Source organism: Pseudomonas sp., from assembly GCF_037994325.1.
GTDB lineage: Bacteria > Pseudomonadota > Gammaproteobacteria > Pseudomonadales > Pseudomonadaceae > Aquipseudomonas.
In genome coordinates this window covers 1-11,561 of record NZ_JBBNAH010000127.1, presented here as the reverse complement: position 1 = coordinate 11,561, position 11,561 = coordinate 1, and the positions used below count along the sequence as shown (strand labels likewise).

At 60.0% G+C, this 11,561-nt stretch carries 8 protein-coding genes; all 8 read right to left on the bottom strand.

Features of this window, described 5'->3' with window-relative positions:
* Positions 1-64: 64 nt before the first annotated feature.
* The 8 genes from AAAB16_RS04345 to AAAB16_RS04310 all read right to left on the bottom strand — a co-directional run bounded on the left by AAAB16_RS04345 (position 65) and on the right by AAAB16_RS04310 (position 11,511).
* The gene (locus AAAB16_RS04345) at positions 65-1,450 is read right to left on the bottom strand and encodes an ATP-binding protein (protein ID WP_340662234.1); all 1,386 of its coding nucleotides are present in this window, start codon (positions 1,448-1,450) and stop codon (positions 65-67) included.
* A gap of 1 nt (position 1,451) precedes the next feature.
* Entirely contained in the window at positions 1,452-2,108 is a 657-nt protein-coding gene (locus AAAB16_RS04340) for a response regulator (RefSeq protein WP_340662233.1), read from the bottom strand.
* Between the two features lie 28 nt (positions 2,109-2,136).
* The gene (locus AAAB16_RS04335; protein WP_340662232.1) at positions 2,137-2,793 is read right to left on the bottom strand and encodes a tetratricopeptide repeat protein; all 657 of its coding nucleotides are present in this window, start codon (positions 2,791-2,793) and stop codon (positions 2,137-2,139) included.
* Entirely contained in the window at positions 2,790-3,593 is an 804-nt protein-coding gene (locus tag AAAB16_RS04330) for an SDR family oxidoreductase (RefSeq protein ID WP_340662231.1), read from the bottom strand. Before AAAB16_RS04330 ends, AAAB16_RS04335 begins: the two co-directional genes overlap by 4 nt.
* Entirely contained in the window at positions 3,580-4,272 is a 693-nt protein-coding gene (locus tag AAAB16_RS04325) for an iron-containing redox enzyme family protein (RefSeq protein WP_340662230.1), read from the bottom strand. Before AAAB16_RS04325 ends, AAAB16_RS04330 begins: the two co-directional genes overlap by 14 nt.
* A 9-nt stretch (positions 4,273-4,281) precedes the next feature.
* Positions 4,282-5,748, bottom strand: coding sequence for an AMP-binding protein (locus tag AAAB16_RS04320; RefSeq protein ID WP_340662229.1), 1,467 nt, complete (start codon positions 5,746-5,748; stop codon positions 4,282-4,284).
* Positions 5,738-6,415, bottom strand: a complete 678-nt coding sequence (locus AAAB16_RS04315) for a thermostable hemolysin (protein ID WP_340662235.1) — start codon at positions 6,413-6,415, stop codon at positions 5,738-5,740. Before AAAB16_RS04315 ends, AAAB16_RS04320 begins: the two co-directional genes overlap by 11 nt.
* Before the next feature lie 254 nt (positions 6,416-6,669).
* Complete coding sequence (locus AAAB16_RS04310; RefSeq protein WP_340662228.1) at positions 6,670-11,511, bottom strand: NAD-glutamate dehydrogenase; 4,842 nt, start codon at positions 11,509-11,511, stop codon at positions 6,670-6,672.
* Positions 11,512-11,561: the final 50 nt, after the last annotated feature.

Genomic DNA, 11,561 nt, shown 5'->3' with positions numbered 1-11,561 from the left:
GTATCACGGCCTTGTCTTAATGAAGTCTGAAGCAGGCCACGCTAACCAGGCCGATAACCGCGGATTAACCAGGCGCAGCTGAGGCATCGCGGGGAATCGATAGGCTGGCGAGCAAGCCGCCGTCGGCATGGTTGGCCAAATCGATGGTGCCGCCCAGGCGTTTGGCGATCATCTCGACAATCGACAGGCCCAAGCCTGCCCCGTTGGGGTTGTCGCGGCTATAGAAACGCTCGAACAAACGCTCAAGTTTTGCCTCATCAATACCGGGGCCACGGTCGCGTACCTGCAGGCTTAAATGTGTTGGCCCATCGTCCTTAAGCAGCACCGTTACTTCGCCACCGGGCGGTGAGAAATTTGCCGCGTTGGTGACCAGGTTTTGCAAGGCAATACCAATGGCTTCGGCATCGGTCACAACGCTGTAGCTGCCCTGCGCCACTTCCAGCGAAAGCTCCAAGCCTTTACCCAACATCCACGGCGTTAGCTCGGCCAGGGTGCCACGTACCACGCTTTCCACATCCACTGTATGCCAGTCTTTGCGTGCGGTTTCTGGCTCGACCCGGGCCATGGTCAGCAATTGGTTAACCACACGGGTCAGGCGGTCGACGCCGCCGAGCAAAAACTGTAACGCCTGCTCACGGGCCGTCTCGTTCTTTGCCTCCAGGGCGTTTTGCACGTGAATGCGCAGAATCGCCAGCGGCGTGCGCATTTCATGGGCCGCATCGCCAATAAAGCGGCGCTCGCGCTGCAACAAATGGCCAATCTGCGACAGCAAGCGGTTCAGCGCCGCCTGCATCGGCTCCAGCTCTTTGGGCAAGGGTGTCAGCAACAACGGCTCAAGCGACTCGGCATGCCGCCCACGAATAACCTGGGCCATATTGCGCAAAGGCTTCAGCCCCCAGCCGATCGCCAACCAGACCAACACCGTGAGCAACACAATGCCGATCAGGTTGGGAATCAAGGTGTGCCGCACAATGCGGTTTACCAGGTCTTGGCGCACGTCATCACGCTCGCCCACCCAGATGCGCAGGCCGTTTTTCTCATCGGGCAGCAAAAAACCGTGCCAGCCGACATCAGCGATTTTTAATTCAGAAAAACCAGGTTTGCTGGGCAGTTGCTCAAACACCGGCGCACTGGCCGAACGCACCAGGCTTTTACCTTGTAGATCCCAGACCTGAAAGGCCATTTTGCCTTCGTAGGGATGGCCGATCTTATGCCGCCCGGCTTGGCTCAAGGCGTTGTTAAACGCTGTGTATAGTTGCTCGCGATCCGCCTCGGGCAACGGCATTTGCACCACACCCTGCAACAGCCTGGCGCTTTGCGCTAACTGGGCGTCGTAGATTTCGGTGATTTCATGACCGCTGTCGTGAAAGTTGTACAGACTGATGGTCAGGGTGCCGAGGATCAGCAACGCCAACACCAAGGTCAGCGTGCGATGGCGTAAAGAAGTCATCTCACGCCTCCACTAAATAGCCGATACCGCGCACGGTGCGAATCAGCTCGGTAAACAGCTTTTTGCGCAGGTGATGGATATGCACTTCAAGGGTGTTGCTTTCCGCTTCCTCATCCCAGCCATACAGCAGTTGGGTCAGGCGCTCACGGGTAAACACCTTGCCCGGTTGCGACAGCAGCTCATGCAGCAGCACATATTCTTTGGGGGTTAACACCACGGCAGTGCCTTGATAACGCACCTGCTGGGTAGCGGGGTCGAGACTCACCCCGGCGTGTTCGACCACCACTTGCGCGCGCCCGGCACTGCGGCGCAACAACGCCCGTAAACGGGCCTTGAGTTCATTGAGATCGAAGGGTTTGACCAGGTAGTCGTCGGCGCCGGCATCCAGGCCGGCGATACGGTCTTCGGTGTCATCGCGCGCGGTGAGGATCAACACCGGCAGCGCCGCGCCAGCCTGACGAACCTGTTGCAACACTTGAATACCGCTGAGCCTGGGCAAGCCCAGGTCAAGCACCAACAAGTCAAAGGTTTCACTGAGCAAGGCATGCACGGCGCTGACGCCATCCTGCAACCAGTCCACGGTATAGCCCTCGGCGCGCAATCCGGCGCGTACGCCTTCACCGAGGGCGATGTCATCTTCCACTAGCAGCAAACGCATGGCTGTCCTTAATTACAGTGGCAGTCAATCAATTGAGCTTGTGCTCAACGTCCTTGAGTAAAGCATCAATCTCGCGCCGCCGACCTTCGTCAGCCAGCTCGCGACCTGGACGTGCTGGCGCCAGCTTGGCCTTGAGCAAGGCCGCTTTGGCATCCGCGTATTTGCCCTGGCGGTACAGATGGTCGCCCCAGAAATACAGGCTATCGATGCCGTTGGGGTTCAGTTGCAAGGCGCTGTGCAGCAACTTTTCCGCTTCGTCGGTATCGCCAAAGCCAATCGGCCAACCTGGCACGCGGTCATACAGCGCGGCCAGGCTGGTATAGGCCGAACCTTGCAAGGCGCTCGGGTCCAACTGCAAGGCTTTTTCCAGCAATGCCTTGGACTGCTTGGCTTTGCCCAGGGCGCCCAAACCGCCCTCCGCACCGGCCCAACTGCTTAACACTATGCCGTTCCAAATCAGCGCTTCGGCCGCCGCTGGCTGCTCTTGGGTAAAGGCTTGTGCCTGCGCGGCAAGCTTTTCAAACTCAGCGGCGCGTTGTTTTTCCGGGGTGTTGTACTGCACCTCGGCCCAACGCTGCTGAATGCTCAGCAGCCGTTGGCTGCCGACGTCGTCCAATGCCCAGGCTGGCACCTGAAGGTGCAGCGCGACGGCGCCAAGCATCACAGCGGATAGCCATTTGTTCATTGCGGGGGTTTCTCCTGCGGGTGGGTAAAGCTGCGAATAATCGGCAGCTGTTTGCGCAACGCGCGATCAACCAAGCCCGGAAGCAGACCGTTGAGGCGTACAAAGAGTTTTTCCGGCCAGCCGAGGTACAGCTCGTTAAGGTTTTTCTGGATGGCGCCCATTACCTCGCGCGCGACACGTTCCGGCTCGTCGACGCTGGCTTTTAGCGCCTGATTGAGGGCCATGGCGGCGGAGCTGTTCATGCTGGTACGGGTGGCTCGCGGCGCCACGTACAGCACATTGACTTCGGTATCGGCCAGCTCGCGACGCAGTGCTTCAGAGAAACCGCGCAAGGCAAACTTACTGGCGCAATAGGTGGCGTAACCGGGGTAACCAATCGAGCCATAGGTGGAGCCGACGTTGACCACCAGAGCATGGGGCTGGCTGCGCAGAATCGGCAGCAGGCCGCGGGTCAATTGCAGGGTAGCCACCACATTGACCGCCAACATGTCGTCGATCTGCTGGTCATCCAGCTGTTCCAGCATGGCAAAGTGGTTAACCCCGGCGGCGTTTAGCAGCGCGTTGACACCGCCCAGGTGGCGCGCCGCCTCAACCACCGCATGGCGCCCGGCGGCGCTGCGCAAGTCGGCACTGACCTGGCGCAGCTGTTGTGGGTAGCGCTTAAGCAGCGCCGCCAACGCGGCCGGCTGGCGACTGACCGCCACCACCTGCGCACCACCGGCACACAGCTGCTCGGCCAGGGCCAGGCCGATGCCGCCGCTGGCGCCGGTCAACACCACCCGACAATCAGACAGCTGCATGCTGCACCTCGGTCGCCACCTGTGCCGCTTGGGCACGCTGCAAGCCACGGAACATCTCGGTGTAGAGGTGGTAAACCACTTTGCTAGCGTGGATGACCGCGGCTTTGTCCTGCGGGTCCTCGAGGTGGTTCATCAGCCCACGGTAGGTATCCATATGGCCGACATCCAACGCACCGTGGGAGGCCAGGTAGCTAAACGCCGTGGCCGGCAGTTCCAGACGTTCCTGAATGGTGGTGGCCGCTTGGGTTGCCAACGCAATGCTGGTGCCCTCAAGCACGTTGACCATGCCAAACAAGCCCACCGGGTTACCACGGGCAATCAGGTCATACAGAAAGCTGACCATCAACTCGATTGGCAACGACGGCGTGCCATCGCGCACCCGCGCAGCGTCGCCGCCACAGGCGCTGATGTCGTTGAGAATCCACTTCTCGTGGCCGTATTCCTCTTCGATGTACTCGCACACCGCGCCCCGCAGCCATTCCAGGCGGCTGGGTAGACGCGCGCCACAGGCCATCATCAACGGCACGGTGTGGCGTACGTGGTAGTAGGCCTGGGTTAAAAAGGCACGGTAATTGTCCAGGCTCACTTCGCCAGCCAATGCCTCACGAATAACCGGCACGTTGAACAGGGCTTGGCGTTCTTGGGCTGTGGCGGCTTGCAGTTGGTCAAAAAAATTCATGGGGTCACCTCACTCAATAACTAATTCAGAAAGCGCATTGCGGTAGCGCGACAAAATGGCTTCCCGGCGTAAACGGCCATTGCTGGTGAGCAAGCCGTTGTCTGGGGTAAAAGGTTCGGGTAGGCGCTTCCAGGCATGCACCTGGGCGTAATCGGGCAATTGGGCGTTGGCTTGGGCGATAGTCGCGGCCAGGGTTGCATCGCTGCATGAAGGGTCCAGCGGCCAGAGCAACGCCAGGTTGTGGTGCAGGCCCTCGCCATGCACAAAGGCTTGGGCGATGGTGCCGCGTTGGGTCAGCTCCGCCTCCACCCAATCCGGGTTGACGTTGCGGCCAAAGCTGGTGATGAACTGGTGCTTTTTGCGCCCTTTCAAATACAGATAACCGTCGGCGTCGAACTCACCAATATCGCCGGTGTGCAGCCAGGTCTCGGCAAACGCTGCATCGCCCAAATAACCCAGCAAGGCCGAGCCACTGACCAACACTTCGCCGTCATCGCCCAGGCGCACCTGCACATGGGGCAACGGCCGGCCGACGCTGCCGGGGCGGTTATCCTCGGGTCGATTCAGGCACACCACCGATGCGCACTCAGACAGGCCATAGCCCTGGTACACCGGCAAATTGACCTTGGCGGCACGCTCAAGTAAATCCGCCGCAACCCGAGCACCGCCTACCGCGACAAAACGGAACTGCTCGGCGCGCACCAGCTTGCGCTCAATCGCCGTGACCAAGCCGAGCAAAAGCTGCGGCACCAGGATCAGGCTTTGCGCGCCACTCATCACCAACGTGCCGAGCAAGCGCGGCCAATCCACTCCGGTGGCGCCGTTGATGCCCATCTGTTGCTGCGACGACACGGTAATGCTCGCCCCAGCCAGCAACGCCGCATAAATGCCCAGGTTTTCCAGCAACACCGCCAAGGGCAAAACCGCCAGGTAACGTTCAGGCGCAGCTGGGCGGCTGGCGCTTTCCAACTCTTGCGCCACCCGCAGCAACGCGCTGGCGCTCAGGCACACGCCCTTGGGCGTACCCGTGGTGCCGGAGGTGTAGGTGATTTTCGCCGTGCCGGCCGGAATGCCAGGGTCGCGGCTCTGCACGCGGCGCCAGACCTCGCCCTCGCGGTAAAAACCCGCCTGCTGCATATCCTCGGCCCAGCGCTCATCGGCAACGGCGATATCCACCTGGCTCTGCTCAAAACAATGAATGCGCTGGGCCGTGGTGAAAAACGGTGCCAGCGTGACGCAAGGCAAACCGGCGAACAACGCAGCCAAGTCCCACAACACCGCTTCCGGGCTGTTATCCATCACCACGGCAAACACCTTGCCCTGGTGGGCCTGCAACAAGGCCTGGCGCTGTTCCACGCCATCCCACAGCTGCTGATAATCGAGGCGGCTGGTTGCGCCACGCAGCGCGTACTCGCAGGGGCGAGCCAGTCGGTGTTGCTGCAACGCCGAACGCAGCACATTGGCGTTATGCAGCATGGCAGCGCTCCCGCTCAAAAAACGGAAAACCCAAGCGCGCCAATACCCCACTGGTCTCCAACTGCTCCAGACCAAAACGGATATTGCCGGCAAACACATGGGGGCGCTGCGCGTAGTAATTGCCCCACGCCGTCTGGTCGCCGCCGAGCTTTTGCGGGTCAGCGTCACACAACAACAATGGCTCCAGACCCAGGCGTTGGAAGCTATTAATCAGCGTCGCGGCGCCGGTAAACACCACCCACTCCAGGCCATGGCGAGCCAACAGCCAGGTCATCGCCACAATAATGAGCCGCGCGCTGCCGGCATTGCGCGCCGCCAGATTGCCCACCTCAACAATGGCCCGGCGCTCAACCGGGTAACCCGCCACTAGCGAAATGACGCTCTCCACGGGGTTCGGCAAATACTGTTCAAGAAACATCACCCCGGCTTTACCCGGGCGCGCACCTACGGCGGCACTCAACTGGCCCTGGCGATCATGCAAAGCCATCAACTCGGGCATGAAATGGTTGATATCGGCATGGTGCGCCGCCGCAAACCGCTCCTGAATAAACGTCTCGACCGCCGCACGCGCAACGTCGTGCCCACGGACCAACGACAACGCCAAAGGGCGCGCCGCATCCGGGCCGAAATTCAAAGGAAAAGAGGTATTCCACTCGCTATCAATCATCGACATACCCTCCAGCGGTCATCTGATGGAGGGCACTATCGGCAATGAACCTTAATGAAATCTGAAGCGTTGCTCAGGAAGTGCTTAGCAGGCTCCGAATGGCAATCGCCTCGTAGGGCGTGCTGCGCGCACTAGGCGATTCCGGCATTTACACCCGGTGCGCGCAGCACACCCTACGGAGGTTAGGTGCCTGTGGTGGGTAAACAAAAAGCCCCGCACGAGGCGGGGCTTTTTGTTGGTGCTTTACACAGCTATCAGGCGCGTTGCGACAGGTCCATCAACTCCCGATTGGCCACGGCGTACATGGCGTAGTCGGTGCCGGTGGCGGCGCGTAGTTCGCCGAGCATCGCTTTCCAGCGGTCGACCATCGGCCGGTGCTGTTCCAGCCACAGGCCGGTGCGTTCTTCCATGTCTGCCGGAGCATCGGTCATTTGCAGTACCGATACGGTGATAACCCGCTGTTGCCAATCCAGGTCGTCGCGGAAGGCTTCCCGTGCCAGCGCTTGCCAGTTGTTTTCCACTGGCAGGCTGGTGATCTGTTGCAGGTACCACGACAGTTCCAGCGCACCACCTACCGCGAAGTAGGCAGCAGCCACCTGGGCCGGGTCTTGGCCAGTGATGTCGGCCGCTTCAATGATCGGCAGCAAGGTGTAGAGGTGGCTGGTGCCAGCCACCACGCGGGCCAATTCTTCCGGTACGCCTTGTTCGACGTAGCCTTGGAACTTGGCCAGCCATTGCTCCCGTGCCGGACCTTCGAGCAGGCCATCGAGTTGCTTGGCCAGGGCTTCCAGGCGCGGGGCGAAGTGGCCGACGTCGCGGGCGGCGTCCAATTCGTTGCGGCGGCTACGCAGGAACCAACGAGTGGCACGGCGGCCCAGGCGCATCAGTTCGTCCATCAGCTGCAGTTGCAGGTCAGCGGGCACTTTGTAGTCCAGTGCTTCGATCTGCGCCCACCAGTACGGCAGACGGAATACGTCGCGCACAATCACATAGGCGCCGGCCACATTGGCCGCGCTCATGCCGGTGGACTCTTTCAGGCGCTGCACAAAGGTGATGCCCATGTGGTTAACCAGGTCGTTGGCGATCTGGTTGCTGATGATTTCCCGTTTCAGGCGGTGCCGGCGCATGGCCTCGCCAAACTTCTTCGCCAACAACGGCGGGAAGGCGGTTTCCATTTCGCGGGCCAGGTAATCGTCGTCCGGCACCAAGGAGGTCAGCAGCGATTCCTTAAGGTCGATTTTGCTGTAGGAGATCAGCACCGACAGCTCCGGCCGGGTCAAGCCGTGTCCGTTGGATACACGCTCGGCCATCTGTTCATCGCTGGGAATAAATTCCATGGCGCGGTCGAGTTTGCCGGCGCTTTCCAGGGCGCTGATCAGGCGTTTGTATTCACCGATGCTGCCACGGGCGCGGCGCTGGGCCAGCGACAGCGCCTGGGTTTGCTTGTAGTTGTTGCCCAGCACCAGGCTGCCCACCGCATCGGTCATCTCGGCCAGCAGTTTGTTGCGTTGCTTGCCGGTCATATCGCCAGCGGCGACGATCTCGTTAAGCAAGATCTTGATGTTTACTTCGTGGTCGGAGCAGTCCACACCACCGGCGTTGTCGATAAAGTCGGTGTTGCTGGCGCCGCCATTGAGGCCGTATTCCACCCGACCCAATTGGGTCATGCCGAGGTTACCGCCCTCGCCCACCACCTTGGCGCGCAACTCGCGGCCGTCAACGCGCAAGGCGTCGTTGGCTTTGTCGCCGACGTCGACATGGCTTTCGCTACTGGCTTTTACGTAGGTACCGATACCGCCGTTCCACAGCAGGTCCACCGGTGCTTTAAGCAAGGCGTTGAGCAGTTCGGTCGGCGGCAGTTTGTCGGCGCTGATATCGAAGCGCTCTTTCATTTCCGGGCTGATGGCGATGCTTTTGGCGCTACGCAGGAACAGACCGCCGCCTTTAGAAATCAACGAGGCGTCGTAGTCGGCCCAGCTGGAACGCGGCAGGTCGAACAGGCGTTGGCGTTCAACAAAGCTCTTCGCTGCATCCGGGTTCGGGTCAATAAAGATATGCAGGTGGTTAAAGGCCGCGACCATTTGCAGTTTGTCCGACAGCAGCAAGCCGTTACCAAACACGTCGCCGGCCATATCGCCGATGCCGATTACGGTGGTCAGGTCTTTTTGCACGTCGATACCGCGTTCGCGGAAGTGACGCTGCACCGACACCCAGCCGCCTTTGGCGGTGATGCCCATGCCTTTATGGTCGTAACCTGCCGAACCACCAGAGGCAAACGCATCGCCCAGCCAGAAGCCGTACTCGCCGGCAATGCCGTTGGCGATATCAGAGAAAGTGGCGGTGCCTTTGTCGGCGGCCACGACCAGGTACGGGTCGTCTTCATCGTGGCGTACCACGTTTTGCGGCGGTACCACTTCGCCTTCTTTCAGGTTGTCGGTGATATCCAACAAGCCGGAAATAAAGATGCGGTAGCAGGCAATGCCCTCGGCCAGCACTTCATCGCGGCTGCCGCCAATCGGCATACGCCGTGGCACAAAACCACCCTTGGCGCCCACCGGCACGATCACCGCGTTTTTCACTTGCTGTGCCTTGACCAGGCCCAGCACTTCGGTGCGGTAGTCCTCTTCACGGTCCGACCAGCGCAAACCACCACGGGCGACCTTGCCACCACGCAGGTGCACGCCTTCCACCCGTGGCGAATAAACGAAGATTTCAAACATCGGCACCGGCTTGGGCAAGTCGGCGATGGTGCGCGAGTGGAACTTAAAGCTGAAGTACGGTTTGTTCTGACCGTTGCTGTCGGTCTGGTAGAAGTTGGTGCGCAATGTGGCTTTGATCAGGTCGAGGTAGCGCCGCAAGATGCGGTCTTCGTTCAGCACCGCCACGTCATCCAGAGCGGTGAGAATGGCCTGTTCAAGACGCAGCTGCTTATCCGCCAAGTCATCGGCGGTCAGTTTGCGCGCCAGGTAGAAACGGGTTTTAAACAGACGCACCAGCTCTTTGGCGATGTCGACATGGTTCAGCAGCGCGCTGGCGATATAGCTCAGGTCGAAGCCCAGGCGAATTTGCTTGAGGTAACGGGCATAGGCACGCAGCAGCGCCACATCCCGCCACGGCATGGCAGCAGTCAGCACCAAACGGTTAAAGGCGTCGTTCTCCGCGGCACCGCCGACAATCTGCACAAAGGCGTCTTGCAGGGTGTCGTTGAGTTGTTGGATATCCAGGTCCAGGCCTTCGGCGTAGGTGAAGGCGAAGTCGTGAATCCAGAACTCGCGGCCGCTTTGGTGATGCAGGCGGTAGGGGAATTCACCCAGTACGCGCAGGCCGAGGTTTTCCAGAATCGGCAGCACGTCGGACAAGGCCAGCGGCGTATCGGCGTGGTACAGCTTGCAATGCAGCTCCTGGCCACCGGCACTTAGCGGCTGGTAGAAGCTCATCACCAGCGGACGCTCTTCCGACAGGCTCAGCAGGTGCTGCATATCCACCACCGCTGAGTGCGGGGCGAAACGCTCGCGGTAACCGGCCGGGAAGCTTTTCGGGAAGTCGGCCAGCACGCGGGTGCCTTTGGCTTCGCCGAGGCTTTCCACCACTAAACCTGCGTAATCGTCTTTCCACGAACGGCAGGCCTGCACCACTTCGCGCTCGATTTGCGCCTGGTCGATGTTCAGCTTGGTTTTTGGGTCAATGCGCAAAATGAACTGCACACGGGCCAGCACCGATTCCGAGAAGTAGGTCCAGAACTCGCAGTCAGTGGCCTGCAAACGGTCCACCAGCACTTGCTGAATACGGATACGGCTTTCAGTGGAATACACATCGCGCGGCACATAAGCCAGGGCGTAAACAAAACGGCCGTAGGGGTCGGCACGTAGGAACAGGCGAATTTTGTTGCGTTCCTGAATCTGCACAATGGCCAGCGAGGTGTTGTACAGCTCATCCACCGGGGTCTGGAACAGGTCATCGCGCGGCAGCACTTCCAGCACCTTGACCAGCTCTTTGCCCAAATGGCCCTGCGCGGTAAAGCCGGAACGTTGCTCGACTTCCGCCACTTTGCGGCGGATATACGGAATATTGCGCACGCTTTCGCTGTAGGCGATGGAGGTGTAAATGCCCATAAACCGGCACTCTTTCACCACCTTGCCCTTGGCATCCAACTCACGGATAGAGACGAAATCCGGGTAAGCCGGGCGATGCACGCGGCTCGGTTGCGCGGCCTTGGCAAACGACAGCAGCACCGGCTCGCGCAGGTAGTTCACGGCATAGTCTTCGATATGCAGATCGGCGCTGGAAAGGCCCGTGCGCAGGCGCTTGGACAGGCCCAGCAGGGTCGACTCGTCATAGGTGATATGGCCGCCTTCGGCCTCATCGGCAACGGTGAACTCTTCATAGCCGAGGAAGGTGAAACGGTTGTCCATCAACCATTCCAGGAACACTTTGATTTCCGCCAACTCGGCGCCGTCGACCTTGAGCTTGGCTTTGCCCAGCCAGGCCAGCAGCTCAGTGACTTTATTGCGCATGGGTTGGAAGTCGGCGACGGTGATGCGCACTTCTTCCAGCACGTCGAGAATGGCGTTTTCCAGGGTGCGCATATCAGTGGCGTTGGCGCTGCGGTCGATCTCCAGGAAGATCAGCGACTCTTGCAACACGTCTTTGCCAGTGGTGCCCTTGGGCAGCACTTCTTGCAGCTCGCCCTTTTTATTGCGGCGGGTGCTGATCACGCTGTTTTGCAGGGTGTGGATGCTGTAACCGCGGCGGTTCAGCTCCATGCGTACCGAATCAACCAGGAATGGTACGTCGGGGTGCAGCACTTCCACAGCGGTGTGGGTGGACTGCCAACCATGTTTTTCGTAATCGGGGTTAAACACCCGCACTTGCGGCTTGGCGCTGTCAAAGCGCTCCAACAGGCGCCAGGCCGATAAGGTACAACCGACCAGGTCGGAGAGGCGACGCTGGGTCAGTTCCTCTAAAGCGATGATGCCGAAAAATTGCTCTGCAAACAGGGCTACTTGTGACAACGCCTGTTCACTAACGTGCTGAGCCAGTGCCGCTTGCAGTTGATGCTGAAAGTCGGCTTTGCTGGCCGCCGTAAAGAACGCCATGGTTTTGCTCCGCTGGGCTTGTTTTTAGAGAAAGAGCTGGAAAAAAGAGC